The 12,489-nt window shown below is 58.2% G+C and carries 12 protein-coding genes; 5 read left to right on the plus strand and 7 right to left on the minus strand.

Annotated elements, in window-relative coordinates; translation table 11 throughout:
• The first annotated feature begins 12 nt into the window (after positions 1–12).
• Together ABIE02_RS17405 and ABIE02_RS17410 are read left to right on the plus strand one after the other, a co-directional pair.
• Positions 13–1,797, plus strand: a complete 1,785-nt coding sequence (locus ABIE02_RS17405; RefSeq protein WP_059308659.1) for a diguanylate cyclase — start codon at positions 13–15, stop codon at positions 1,795–1,797.
• A gap of 46 nt (positions 1,798–1,843) precedes the next feature.
• Positions 1,844–2,194 carry a DUF1294 domain-containing protein gene (locus ABIE02_RS17410; RefSeq protein WP_032616734.1) on the plus strand — a complete coding sequence of 117 codons (351 nt, stop codon included), beginning with the start codon at positions 1,844–1,846 and terminating at the stop codon, positions 2,192–2,194.
• Positions 2,195–2,271: 77 nt separating this feature from the next.
• Here the strand turns inward: ABIE02_RS17410 and ABIE02_RS17415 are convergent, their stop codons facing one another.
• The 5 genes from ABIE02_RS17415 to ABIE02_RS17435 all read right to left on the minus strand — a co-directional run bounded on the left by ABIE02_RS17415 (position 2,272) and on the right by ABIE02_RS17435 (position 7,335).
• Positions 2,272–3,591 (minus strand): NAD(P)/FAD-dependent oxidoreductase, encoded by a 1,320-nt coding sequence (locus tag ABIE02_RS17415; RefSeq protein WP_336994863.1) that lies wholly within the window; start codon positions 3,589–3,591, stop codon positions 2,272–2,274.
• A 255-nt stretch (positions 3,592–3,846) separates the two neighbouring features.
• On the minus strand, positions 3,847–4,548 hold the full coding sequence (locus ABIE02_RS17420) for a GntR family transcriptional regulator (RefSeq protein ID WP_032616732.1): 702 nt from the start codon (positions 4,546–4,548) through the stop codon (positions 3,847–3,849).
• A 95-nt stretch (positions 4,549–4,643) separates the two neighbouring features.
• Positions 4,644–4,922 carry a hypothetical protein gene (locus tag ABIE02_RS17425; protein WP_072010765.1) on the minus strand — a complete coding sequence of 93 codons (279 nt, stop codon included), beginning with the start codon at positions 4,920–4,922 and terminating at the stop codon, positions 4,644–4,646.
• A gap of 4 nt (positions 4,923–4,926) precedes the next feature.
• The gene (locus ABIE02_RS17430; RefSeq protein WP_336994864.1) at positions 4,927–6,429 is read right to left on the minus strand and encodes an aldehyde dehydrogenase; all 1,503 of its coding nucleotides are present in this window, start codon (positions 6,427–6,429) and stop codon (positions 4,927–4,929) included.
• 9 nt (positions 6,430–6,438) lie between these two features.
• On the minus strand, positions 6,439–7,335 hold the full coding sequence (locus ABIE02_RS17435) for a dihydrodipicolinate synthase family protein (RefSeq protein WP_144883453.1): 897 nt from the start codon (positions 7,333–7,335) through the stop codon (positions 6,439–6,441).
• Between the two features lie 396 nt (positions 7,336–7,731).
• Between ABIE02_RS17435 and yddG the strand changes: the two genes are divergently transcribed.
• The gene (gene yddG, locus ABIE02_RS17440) at positions 7,732–8,643 is read left to right on the plus strand and encodes an aromatic amino acid DMT transporter YddG (protein ID WP_032616729.1); all 912 of its coding nucleotides are present in this window, start codon (positions 7,732–7,734) and stop codon (positions 8,641–8,643) included.
• Positions 8,644–8,913: 270 nt separating this feature from the next.
• Complete coding sequence (locus ABIE02_RS17445; RefSeq protein ID WP_077227826.1) at positions 8,914–10,296, plus strand: MFS transporter; 1,383 nt, start codon at positions 8,914–8,916, stop codon at positions 10,294–10,296.
• Between the two features lie 30 nt (positions 10,297–10,326).
• On the opposite strand, the gene ABIE02_RS17450 is transcribed toward ABIE02_RS17445, so the two are convergent.
• Entirely contained in the window at positions 10,327–11,355 is a 1,029-nt protein-coding gene (locus ABIE02_RS17450; RefSeq protein WP_371320503.1) for a GlxA family transcriptional regulator, read from the minus strand.
• A complete protein-coding gene (locus tag ABIE02_RS17455) occupies positions 11,327–11,815 on the minus strand; it encodes a MarR family winged helix-turn-helix transcriptional regulator (protein ID WP_059308662.1) in 489 nt (162 codons plus the stop codon). Before ABIE02_RS17455 ends, ABIE02_RS17450 begins: the two co-directional genes overlap by 29 nt.
• 96 nt (positions 11,816–11,911) lie before the next feature.
• Between ABIE02_RS17455 and ABIE02_RS17460 the strand changes: the two genes are divergently transcribed.
• Positions 11,912–12,487, plus strand: coding sequence for a non-oxidative hydroxyarylic acid decarboxylases subunit B (locus ABIE02_RS17460; protein WP_059308663.1), 576 nt, complete (start codon positions 11,912–11,914; stop codon positions 12,485–12,487).
• Positions 12,488–12,489 lie beyond the last annotated feature (2 nt).

A 12,489-nucleotide genomic window follows, 5' to 3' on the forward strand; every position in this document is an offset into this window, starting at 1 on the left:
AAGGAATACGCCGTGCGTATCGCGACTATCACTAACTGGGCATACGGCGCCACCGTCTGCCTGACCCTCGCTTCCGGCGTGGCCATGTTGATGGCCTCCAACGCCGAAAAGGTTGAGCGGCAGGCCGTTGAACAGCGCTATGTGTTCGATCAGCTCACCGAAGAGGTGGAGGCCGACGCCTGGGCGCTCTCCGACCTTGCGCGGCTGTACGTCATCAAACAGGATCCTGCGGTAGCCGACCAGTACCGTCAGAAAGCACAAGCGATGGTCGGGATTGAGCATCGCCTGCAAAAGTTGCGGGACGCGGGTGCCAGTGATGATGAGCTGGCGCTGCTGCACGAAGGGTTAACCGTGGCCGATGCCCTGCAGGATGAACAGCAGAGCGCCATCGCGAGTGTGAAAGGCGGGCAGCAATCTCAGGCCATCGGGCTGATTTATGGCGAGCGTTATGAGAGCGAACTGGAGCAGGTTCAGAATCAGCTCGACCATTTTCGTCAGATGCTCGACAGACGTACCGACGCGGCCATTGACGATGCCACGGTAAAATCGCGCGGGCTGCGGACGCTCTCTGAAGTGATGGTCGGCCTGACCGCGCTGATGTTTTTGTTTGTTCTCGGTTTTATCCTCAAACGCCGGGTGCTGCGCCCGGTGGTGCGCCTGAGCGATGTGGTCAACCGGCTGGCCTCGCAGGATTATGCGGTGGAAGCACCAGACTACCGCCAGATCGATGAGATTGGCGACATGGCGCAGGCGATCCGTATTTTTCGCGAAAACGGCCTGGTGCGGCAACGGCTGGAACAGGAGCGTGATGCCGACTGGGCGATCCGGGAACTGCTGGCGCGAATGACCCAGCGGCTACAGGGCTGCGAGTCCGTCGAGGATGTCCTGAACGTGGCCCGGCTGTTCGCGCCTGGCATTGCCCCGGGCGTCCCCGGACGGCTCTGGCTCCTGGAGCGGGAGCCGTGGCAGATGCACTGTGCCGCCGAATGGCTCGACCCGCAAGGCGAAGCCGAACCCTTCCACCCCGACCAGTGCTGGGCGGTGCGCCGCGGGCAAAGCCATCCGCCGGTGACCGGCGAGCCGGACATCACCTGCTATCACCTGCCAGACGCTTGCGCCGACCATTCGCTCTGCGTACCGCTGATTGCCCAGGGCGAGACCATCGGCCTGCTCTCATTCCAGAATGTCACCCGGGAACGGGCACCGTCCCGCGCCTATCTGGAACTGATGGCCGAAGCCCTTGGCCTGGCGCTGGCTAACCAGCGCCTGCGCGATGCCCTGCTGGAGAAAGCGTTATTCGATCCGCTGACCAATCTGCGCAACCGGCATCATCTGGATGACGCCCTGCGCACGCAGCTCGGCCAGGCGCAGCACACCGGTCAGCCGGTCAGTTGCCTGATGATCGATATCGACCACTTCAAAGCCATTAATGACAAGTTTGGTCATGATGCGGGCGATCTGGTGATTAAAAGCGTGGCGACGGTGGTGCAGCGTGCGGTAGGCGACAAGGGAATGCCGTTCCGCTATGGCGGGGAAGAGTTCCTGATCCTGCTGCCGGGCGCAGATGACGCGGCGGCGTTTGCCTGCGCCTCCGAAATCCAGACCAACGTGCGCAGCCTGGCGCTGCGGTATGAGTTAACGGAGATTGGCACGGTGGATGTTTCCATCGGCATTGCCAGCTATCCGCAGCACGCCCAAAGCGACAACCTGCTGCGCGCCGCGGATGTGGCGCTGTACCGGGCGAAGGAGCTGGGGCGCTCAAGGATTGTCAGTTTCGGGATGCTTGAGGCGGAGTGAGGGGCTATCATTGCCCCCTCTCCTTCCCTGATGCCGTTGCCGCCTTATGAATCTCAATTACTTCTGTTACGTTCTTCTGGCCTTTACCGCTGCGGGCAGCGCCCTGCTGCCGCACCCTTTGGCAATGTGGTTTGTGCTCGTCAGCGCACTGACGCTGGTTATCTATGGCGCTGACAAGCTGGCGGCACGCAAGGCCTGGCGGCGGGTCCCTGAGGCGACACTGCTGATCTTTGGGGTGGTGGGTGGATGGCCGGGAGCGATCCTCGGCCAGCAGCTCTTTCGGCATAAAACCCAGAAACAGCCGTTTAAGACCTACTTTATGATCACGGTGATACTTAACGTCGTGCTGCTGCTGGCGGCCTGGCGATTTTGGCCCCTGATTGACAGCCACTTATGATGGCAAGCGTGGCCAGGCCCACAGTAGAGTAATCCCTTACTCTGGCCCTCTCCCTCAAGGAAGAGGGCAGGATGTCGTTACACCTCCAGCCCGGCGCGGAACTGGCCCCATTTCAACACCGAATTCACCCCCATTGACAGGAACGGCTCCGGCGGAGTTCTGTTCGGGCCTGGCGATGCCACCAGAAAATCGATCAGCTCGTTGCGCTCTCCGGCGATCATATCCGCCAGCAGTTTGCCGGTGGCGGTGCCGCGGGTAATTCCCAGACCATTACAGCACAGCGCGCCATAGACGTTCGGTGCCAGCTGACCAAAGAAGCCCTCGTGGTTGTCCGACAGGCAGATGGCCCCGCTCCAGGAGTATTCGAAATCGACCTTACTCAGCATCGGGAAGCGACGCTCGAACGATTTACGGTGGGTTTCAATATTGTGCTTCAGCTGCTTTTCCCGTGGGCGGCCATCGGGATGGAAGCTAAAGCTGTTACGCATCAGGATGCGGTTATCGACCGTGCGGCGCACGGTGCTGCCAAACGGGTGCGCCGGAATAACGCCCCATACCGGCTTGCCGCCGAGCTGCGCCTGCTCTTCAGCAGTCAGAGGGCGAGTCAGGCTGCCATAGAGGAAGGTTGGCAGCAGGCGCCCGCGCAGAAAACCAAAATGGGCGGCAAAGGCGTTATTCGCCAGAATCAGCGTGTCGGCGGTAATGGTGCCCTGAGCATGCACCAGCGTCACTTTGTCGCCATAGTCAATGGAGGTGATGGGGGTATTTTCATACAGCGTGACGTTCGACGGCAGGTTGTCCGCCAGGCCTTTCACCAGCGCCGACGGCTGGAGCAGAATGGTGCCCGGAATGTAGAGCGCCTGCTGGTAGTAAGAGGTGCCGATATGGTCCGGCAGATCCTTTCCGGGGATCATCTCTGCGTGGCGGCCAATTTTCTCCAGCCCGCTGCGGTAGGCCTCCAGAATCGCGACCCCCTTCTCCCCCACCGCGGCCTGATATTTACCGGATTTGGTCATCTGGCACGCGATACCGTGCTCTTTCACGATCCCGCGCAGGTAGTTCTGCCCGAGGGTGTTGAGTTTGAGGATCAAATTGGCGGTGGTGACGTCACCGATATAGTCCTTGGCCCCGATATCGTGCGGCACATCAATGGCAAAACCGGCGTTGCGCCCGGAGGATCCGAAACCCACGTCCTGCGCTTCAATCAGCACCACTTCATCATTCGGAAAATTTAGCGCCAGCTGACGGGCCGCCGCCAGCCCGGTTAACCCGGCACCGACGATCGCCCAGCGGGCATGTTTTTGCCCCACGTGGGCAGGACGCGGGGTACGCGGTTGACTGGTGTGATACCAACCCGGCAGGGCGTCGTCAGCAGGCAGAGAAGTGATCTTTTGCACGTTGGTTACTCCGGTAGCTCTGATTATGTTCTCGTCACGTCACCGCAGGATCCGGCAACTGATATGGGATCAATGTTAGCCATCATGAGTAAATGAATATGTGATGTATATCGCATGTATACATGAAGTATAAAAATAGTTAACGGAATGATAAAAAAGGCGTGCGAAGCCCGGCGCAGCGGGGCGTCTGAAAAGAAAACAGCATGGGAGAAGAGGGCCTGTCAGCGGTCGCCAGCAGGCCTTATGGCAAGAAGATTAGCGGTTATCGCCCTCCTGGAAAGGCGCAAAATTGTCAGCTTTTAGCCCCTGCGGAGCGATGAAAATTTCCATATTTTCCCGCGACAGCTCCCAGTGCTCAAAGACCAGATCGACGACCGCCTGCTCATCACGAGCCTCAATGGCCACGATAAACGCATCGTGATGATCGGCGGCCAGCTGTAAGCGGCGCTCCATATCCTCGTTTTGCGGCCGGAAGAAGGTGTGTCCGATACGACAATGGTCGATCAGCAAACGCCCCAGGCTCGGCTGCAAATAGGGATTGGCCGCCATCTCGCCCATGATCTCGTGAAAACGGTTGTTCTCCAGCGCCAGCGCCTCGGCATCGCGGGTTTGCACCGCTTTGCGAAATCGCTTTTGGGTCTCTTTCAACGCTTTTAACTGCGCTGGCTTGTAATGCTGTACGGCAAGGCGTCCGGTGGCGGCGTAAATCATCGGCGCCACCAGGAAGAAATTGCGCAGCGTCGAGTGACTCATCGGGATCACCCGCACGCCGCGTTTTTCCACAATTTCGAGATACCCTTCTCCTGCCAGGCGCTGGAAGATTTCGCGCACCGGCGTACGGGACAGGCCGTACTGCGCGGTCAGCGCGGCTTCATCCAGCAGCTCGTCTGGATCCAGCTCCATGGTCAGAATATGTCGCTTGAGATCCTCGTACAGCGCGACCTTTCCCGTTCTCATTGACGCCTCCTGAAAATTGACCGGTGATGCTTAACTATGATGTTGCTTAACCTACAGATAAAGATGTGCAACAGCAAAATTATCAGCCACGGCAATCATGTTCTGCGCATTTCACTGGCAGTCAGATAGATCAGCCTCAGGACAGGCTCTGGATCCCGATCCGGTGGATGGCGCAGGATCTCCCCACGTAGCCAGTCTATTTCACTGCCGGCAACGTGGCGAAACGTCCTCAACCGCCCGGCATTTTTTAGCCATTTCATAATAAAGGCATTTTTCTGCCGGTTAGAGCAAATGCGTCCCTGCTTTCTCGACAGGCCAACCGCCACCAGAAGACAGAAATAGAAATGAATTCTCTCTTCCAGACCGTTAAACACGGCTTCAGGCGTCGTCTTCAGAGAGATCAATCCAGAGGGTCTTCAGTTCGGTGTACTGGTCGAGGGCGAAGACAGATTTATCGCGCCCGCCAAACCCCGACTGCTTGTAGCCGCCAAACGGCGTGGTGGCGTCGCCTTCCCCGAAGCAGTTCACCGTTACCGTACCCGCACGAATGGCGCGCGATACCCGAATGGCCCGGTTCAGCTTGCCGGTGTAGACCGACGCGGCCAGACCGTACTGTGTATCGTTCGCCAGGGCGACAGCCTCGGCTTCGGTGTTGAAGGTGGTCACGCACAGCACCGGGCCGAAGATCTCCTCCTGGAACAGTGCGCTCTCTGGCGTCACGCCGTCGATAATGGTTGGCTGAACATAGGCACCCTGCTCGGTATCGCCCCCCTGCACAATCCGCAGCCCTTCCTGGCGAGCCGTATCAAGATAACCGCTCACCTTGCTGAAATGTTCCGTCGAGACCATCGCGCCGAGCCGGTTGCGCGGATCGAGAGGATTGCCCATCGGCCAGTCACCGATCTGTTTTGCCATTTCGGCCAGCAACGCCGCTTTAACACTTTCCTGCACCAGCAGGCGCGAGGTGGCAGAGCAGTTCTCGCCCATGTTCCAGAATGCGCCGTTAAGCACATGTCCGGCCACGGTCGCCAGATCTCCCGCATCGTCGAAGACGACGGCCGGGTTTTTACCGCCGCACTCCAGCACCACCTTCTTGAGGTTAGATTCGGCTGCATAGTGCAGGAAGCGTCGTCCGGTGGACGTGGAGCCGGTAAAGCTCACCATGTCGATATCCGGGTGCAGACCAATCGGCTCCCCGACCTCTTTACCGGTGCCGGTGACGATATTCAGCACGCCCGCCGGGATGCCCGCCTCAAAGGCCAGGTCGGCGACCCGCAGCGCGGTGAGCGAGGTTTGCTCTGCCGGTTTCACGATGACCGAGCAGCCAGCCGCCAGTGCCGGGCCGATCTTCCAGGCCAGCATCAGCAGCGGGAAGTTCCAGGGCAGAACGCACCCCACCACGCCAATCGGCTCGCGCACGACCAGCGCCATTGCGCCGTTACCGACCGGGGCGGTGTGGTCATACAGTTTATCGATGGCTTCTGCGTGCCACTTCAGGACGTGAATGGTTTCCGGCACGTCCACCGCCAGGCATTCGCTTACCGGTTTCCCGCTGTCGAGGCTTTCCAGCACCGCCAGTTGGTCGATCTCCTGCTCCATCAGCGCCGCCAGTTTCAGCAGCACCGCTTTGCGTTCGCCCGGTGCCCGCTTGCTCCAGCTCCCGGCCTCGAACGCACTGCGCGCCCCCTCCACCGCGGCATTGACATCGGTAATGTCGCAGGCGGCGATGTGGCCAAGGGTCTCCCCGGTGGCCGGGTTGGTGGTAGGCAGGGTTTTCCCGGATTGCGCGGCGACGAAGCGCCCGTTAATAAAGGCCTTGCTCGCCAGGGAGAGCTCCCGGGCGATAGCCGTTACGTCGTCCAGCGTGTGCAGCTGACTCATATCGCCTCCTTACAGCGCCGCAGCGACGTTGCGTTTTACATCAGTGATCACCGCTTTCAGCTGCGCTTTCTCTTCTTCATTGAGATCCTGCAACGGCGCGCGCACCGTGCCGGAGGTCAGGCCGTTCAGCTCGCAGCCGTAGCGGATAGATTGCACAAACTTGCCACCGTCGAGGAAGTTCATCAGCGGCATCATGGCGGCCATGATTTTGCGGCCTTTGGCGAAATCTTTTTCCACCACGCAGGCTTCATACAGCGCCACGTGTTCGCGTGGAATGAAGTTAGAACCGGCACAGACCCAGCTTTGCGCGCCCCAGGCGAAGAACTCCAGCGCCTGATCGTCCCAGCCGCAGGAAAGCGCGATGTTCGGGAACTTGCAGGCCAGCAGGTGCAGGTTGTTGAAATCCCCGGAACTCTCTTTAATGGCGACCACGTTTGGTGAGCGGCTTACTTCGCGGAAGTAGGTCTCGCCCATGGTGATCCCCATGCGGCCCGGGTAGTTGTAGAGCATGATCGGCAGCTGGGCGGCTTTATCCACGGTAAGCGCGTGATGGGCATTTTCCAGCTCGGTCGGCAGGGCATACGGTGGCGAGGTGACCAGGATGGCATCGGCTTTGATCTCACGCGCATGTTTGGCGTAGTCCACCGCGTCTTCGGTGCGGGTGGCCCCCGTGCCGACGATCAGCGGCAGGCGAGTGCCAATCACCTGACGGGCGTGTTCCACCAGCGCTTTACGCTCTTCCTGGCTCTGCGCGTAATATTCGCCCGTGGAGCCACCAATGATGATGCCGTGAACGCGGGCCTCGATCAGCGACTCCAGCACCTCGGAAAAGCGTGCAAAATCAATGCTGCCATCGGCTGCGTAAGGGGTAATTGCCGGGGTGTAGATACCTTCAAATGTCAACACGATAACCTCCAGGGGGGAATTCACGACCATCACAGTCTGCTACGCAACCCTGATGGACTGCGTTTGTTAAAAATTTGCACACGGGCAGGTGAAAGGTCAATGGAGGAATATTTTTTGTATACATGAAAAATACAACATAAATACGTAATAACAGGAGATTTTTACGCATGCGTTAAAAATAACTTATATAAATCAATAAAATAAATTCATTATTTCGTTGTAGTAATTTTCTATATAATTTCCGATAGCGATCACATTCCCGAATTATCACCCTCTGAGACGTATTTACAGCGCCTTTCCGGCGGCATAGTTTTAATGCTGTAGTTAACCAGAATTTAACAAAACACCACACCGCAACGCCGGGTTGTGACCAGAATGTAAACAGAGGTACCGGGTATGCCCCATAAGAAAGCGACACTCATCGGCCTGATCGCCATCCTGTTGTGGAGCGCGATTGTCGGCCTGATCAAAAGCGTGAGCGAAGGCTTTGGCCCGGTGGGCGGGGCGGCGTTGATTTACACCTGTAGCGCGGTGTTGCTGCTGTTTACCATTGGCTTTCCGAAGATCCAGAAGTTTCCGGTGAGTTATCTCATCATCGGCAGCGTGCTGTTCGTCTGCTATGAGCTGTGCCTGTCCCTGTCGCTGGGCTTTACCCATAGCGGGCGTCAGGCCATTGAAGTGGGAATGGTGAATTACCTCTGGCCGAGCATGACGATTTTACTGGCGGTGATCGTTAACCGGCAGAAAACCAGCCCGCTAATTATTCCCGGCGTGGTGTTAGCCATTATCGGAATAGGCCGGGTATTAGGTGGCAACGGGGGATTTTCGCTGACAGAGATGATGAATAACGTTATGGATAATCCGTTAAGTTACGGGCTGGCATTCAGCGGAGCGGTGATCTGGGCCATATATTGCGTGGTCACTCAACGTATCGCCCGGGGAAATAACGGAATTACATTGTTCTTTATCTTAACGGCGCTGACGCTGTGGGTGAAATATTTCACCTCGCCCCAGCCGGAATTTGTTCTGTCGTGGCACGCGTGGATCAGCCTGCTGCTGGCGGCGATGGCGATGGGCTTTGGCTATGCTGCCTGGAATGTGGGGATCCTGCACGGCAACGTCACGGTGCTGGCGGCGGCGTCGTACTTTATTCCGATCATCTCGGCAGTGCTGGCGGCGTTTATGCTGGATTCGCACCTGACGCTGGCTTTCTGGCAAGGGACGGCGATGGTCAGCCTCGGATCGCTTATCTGCTGGTGGTCAACGCGCACGGTTGCCGTAAAACGTTTATCTGACGAAACGTCTTAAAAATAATAAACACAGTAACACCATAATAAATATAACTAACATCTTATCCGACCATCCTGCAGCGGAGGAGTATTTGCCATGAATTACGCGAAATAACGCACGCTATTATTTAACGCTTGAATCTTCTTAGACCTATATTTATTCCGTAATCGCTTGATTAATGGAAAGCGGCCTCGCTCGGCTTTAATAAACATCCATCGCTATTTATGTTTATTACCGCCTGCCCGTAAGCCATTAATTTAACGATGCCGGAGAAAGACAGGAGTTACCATGTCAAATACCGTTTCTGTTGAAGACGTACCACTTAACCGCTTTCACCGCCTGCTGACCATTCGCTCCGGTGGCGGCTCCTTCGTCGATGGCTATGTACTGAGCATTATCGGCATCGCCATGATGAAAATCTCTCCGGCGCTGGGGTTAACCGCCTTCTGGGAGGGGCTGATCGCTGCCTCTGCGCTGATCGGCATCTTCTTTGGCGGCTTTATCGGCGGCGCCCTCACCGACCGGCTGGGCAGACGGATGCTCTATTTCGTTGGCCCGACGCTGTTTGTGATCTGCTCCGTGGCGCAGTACTGGGTGCAGAGCGGCGAGATGCTGTTTGCCCTGCGCTTTTTAAACGGCGTGGCGGTGGGCATTGAGTACCCGGTGGCGACCGCCTTCCTGGTGGAGTTTCTGCCGAAGAAAAACCGCGGTCCTTGCCTGGCCACCCTCACCATCCTGTGGTTTGCCGGTGCTGCCGCGGCCTATATGATCGGTGAAGCGCTGCTGCACTTTGGCGGCCCGGATGCCTGGCGTCTGACGCTGGCCAGCACAGCAGTGATCGGCGCGCTGCTGTTCCTGGTGCGTATGGGCACCCCGGAATCCCCGCGCTGGCTGATGAGCAAAGGCCGTCACGCCGAAGCCGAAGCGATCATTCGCCGGGTGTATGGCCCGGATTTTGGTCTGGACAATCTGCCGGAGCAGGCGGAAAGCAAAAACCTCTCCTTCTCCAACCTGCTGCACTCGGGTTATGGCAAACGCATGGCGTTCGTGACCATCTTCTGGACCTGCTCGGTGATCCCGGTCTTCGCGGTCTATGCCTTTGCCCCGAAAGTGCTGGATGCGCTGCACCTGAGCGGGAAGTGGGCGTCGTACGGTTCGGTGGCTATCACCCTGCTGTTCGTGGTCGGCTGCATTATCGCTACGCGCCTGGTGAATACCCTGGGACGCCGCAAGCTGCTGCTGCAAAGCTTCCTCTGGTCGGGGCTGGCGCTGCTGCTGCTCGGCCTGCTGCGTGACGGGCCATCGATGATCATTCTGCTGATGTTTGGTGCTTATGCACTGTTTATCGGCGGGGCGCAGGTGCTCCAGCTGGTCTACCCGAATGAGATTTTCCCGACGGAAATCCGCGCCTGTGCCGTGGGTGTGGGAACGTCGCTGTCGCGTATTGGGGCTGCCGTCGGTACCTGGCTGGTGCCCGTCTCATTGCAGAGCCTGGGGATCGGCACCACCATGTATATCGCCGCGGCAATCACCTTTGTGGGCCTGGCCGTCTCCTGGTGGCTGGCACCGGAAACCAACGCCCGCAGCCTTGCCGATGCAGCCTCGCTGGATGACACCCCGTCACAAAAAGCGAGTATGCCGGGACCAATGGCGAAGCGTCATCTACTGTAACCTGGATAAAAAGGGCCGCATCGCGGCCCTTTACTCTTTCACCCGTTTTTCCACTTCCCTGCGCCGCTTTCTGAACGAACTGGGCGTTTCACCGTACTGTTTACGGAACCAGGCGATCAGGTGCGAGGCGTCGGCGAAGCCGGTGGCAGTGGCAATGGCGTTAATGCTGTTGCTGGAGTCGGCCATCAGCTTGCGCGCCTGCTCAAGGCGCATCCGCCGCCAGTAGACCGCCGCCGAGTGGCCAGTACACTGGGTAAAGATCAGGTTAAGCTGGCGGAACGTCACCCCGGCAAAGTCAGCAACCTCCGCCAGCGGTACCGGCGAATCGAGATGGTGCTTCATAAACTCAATCACCTTCGTCACCAGCGGGTTCTCGTAGACATCGGGTTCGCTGAGGGGCGTTTTATGCTTCGCTTTCGGCGTTGGCACCTCATCCACCAGCAGATATTTCAGCACCTTTTGCGAGCGCACCAACCCGCAGTGCTGGCGGATCAGATCGGCCGCCAGGTCAATCGCCGTACCGCCAGGGCAGGAGATGATCCCGCCGTCTTTGATGTAGGTTTTATCGATTACCGGAATGGCTTTCGGGAAACGCAGCCGGAACTCGTCGCGGGTGGTGAAGTGGATCGCGCAGTGGCGACCGTCCAGTAGCCCGGCGTTACCGGCGACAAAAGCCCCGCTACACAGGGTGATGATGGGAATATTGCGGGCGTGCAGATCCCGCAAGGCCTGCAATAGCCACTCCGGCGGCTGGCGGGTCTCTTCCAGTAGCCCGCCCGCCACCACGAAGTAATCCCAGTCCCGGGCGAAATCGAGCGGCGCGGTGGGCGATACCGGCAGGCCACAGCTGGCGGTGATGGGCTGGTCATCGCAGGTCATCCACTCCCAGCGGCAAAAGATCTGCCGGCTGGAGAAGGACTCGTCTGCCGCAAAGCGCAGAGACTCTACCAGCCCCGCCACCGAGGCCAGCGTAAAGTGCTTCATCAGCAGAAAGCCGATCGTCAGGTCAGGCTTCGGCTCACTGTGGCTGTCAGACAGTTTCGTTGGAGGCATGGTCATCAGGCTCCTGCAATCCCCCCAGCTTACTCAGCAGACGCTTCAGGTCGGCGATATCCTGGGTATTCAGACCGGCGGTAATCATCTTCTCGGCGCTTTTGGCCTGCTCAATCATCTGCACCAGCATCGCTTCGCCCTCTGCCGTCATGGAGACCAGCTTGCGGCGGCGGTTAGCGGGATCGGTCTGCACCGTCAGTAACCCGCTCTTACTCATCCTATCGATAACGTAGGTGCCGGTGGCTTTATCAAACCCGGCGCGGTTCCCCAGCGTTTGCTGGTCGCAGCGCGTTTCTTCCGCCAGTACAACCAGTATGGCGTATTGCACAGCTGATAACCCGGTATCGACGCACTGGCTCCAGCAGGTGGTGGAGTGCTGCCCTGCGCGGCGCATCAGGTGCATTAATGAACAATCGCCATGCGGCCACAGGGGCGCGGCAAGGATTAAGTCGCGATTTTCTGCCATCGACTCTCTTGACTCCTGAAAACGACAAACATATAGTTCGAACACAAACAGTTTGAACTCAAACTATACATGAAAGAATACATTCAGAGAACCCGCATGAAGCTTGTTGTAGGCATGACTGGCGCTACTGGCGCTGCAATTGGCGTTCGTTTACTGGCCGCGCTGAAAGATCTGGACGTCGAAACGCATCTGATCATTTCCAAATGGGCGCGCGCCACCATTCAACTGGAAACGCCCTACAGTGTACAGGAGGTTATCGCTCTCGCCTCGAAGACTTACAGCGAGCACGATCAGGCTGCAGCCATCTCCAGCGGCTCCTTTCGCGTTGACGGCATGATCGTGGTGCCGTGCAGCATGAAGACCCTGGCCGCTATCCGCTGCGGCTACGCCGATGGCCTGATTGCCCGCGCCGCCGACGTGACGCTGAAAGAGCAGCGCAAGCTGGTGCTGGTTCCCCGCGAATCGCCGCTCAACGCCATTCACCTTGAGAACATGCTCGCCCTGACCCGCGCCGGTGCCATGATGCTGCCGCCAATGCCCGCCTTCTATAACAACCCCACCAGCACTGACGACATCATTAATCATTTTGTGTCGCGCATTCTGGATCAGTTCGGCCTGGATAACGCTTTAACAAAACGCTGGGGTGAACCTCACTCCGCTCCCACGGCTTAAGG

The organism is Leclercia sp. 1548 (assembly GCF_050435045.1).
GTDB lineage: Bacteria > Pseudomonadota > Gammaproteobacteria > Enterobacterales > Enterobacteriaceae > Enterobacter > Enterobacter adecarboxylatus.

Excerpts from the sequence above, each read along its gene's own strand:
- ABIE02_RS17410 (WP_032616734.1), top strand. The coding sequence starts at position 1,844 with ATGAATCTCAATTACTTCTGTTACGTTCTTCTGGCCTTTACCGCTGCG.
- ABIE02_RS17420 (WP_032616732.1), bottom strand. The coding sequence starts at position 4,548 with ATGAGAACGGGAAAGGTCGCGCTGTACGAGGATCTCAAGCGACATATT.
- ABIE02_RS17430 (WP_336994864.1), bottom strand. The coding sequence starts at position 6,429 with ATGAGTCAGCTGCACACGCTGGACGACGTAACGGCTATCGCCCGGGAG.
- yddG (WP_032616729.1), top strand. The coding sequence starts at position 7,732 with ATGCCCCATAAGAAAGCGACACTCATCGGCCTGATCGCCATCCTGTTG.
- ABIE02_RS17445 (WP_077227826.1), top strand. The coding sequence starts at position 8,914 with ATGTCAAATACCGTTTCTGTTGAAGACGTACCACTTAACCGCTTTCAC.
- ABIE02_RS17450 (WP_371320503.1), bottom strand. The coding sequence starts at position 11,355 with ATGACCATGCCTCCAACGAAACTGTCTGACAGCCACAGTGAGCCGAAG.
- ABIE02_RS17455 (WP_059308662.1), bottom strand. The coding sequence starts at position 11,815 with ATGGCAGAAAATCGCGACTTAATCCTTGCCGCGCCCCTGTGGCCGCAT.
- ABIE02_RS17460 (WP_059308663.1), top strand. The coding sequence starts at position 11,912 with ATGAAGCTTGTTGTAGGCATGACTGGCGCTACTGGCGCTGCAATTGGC.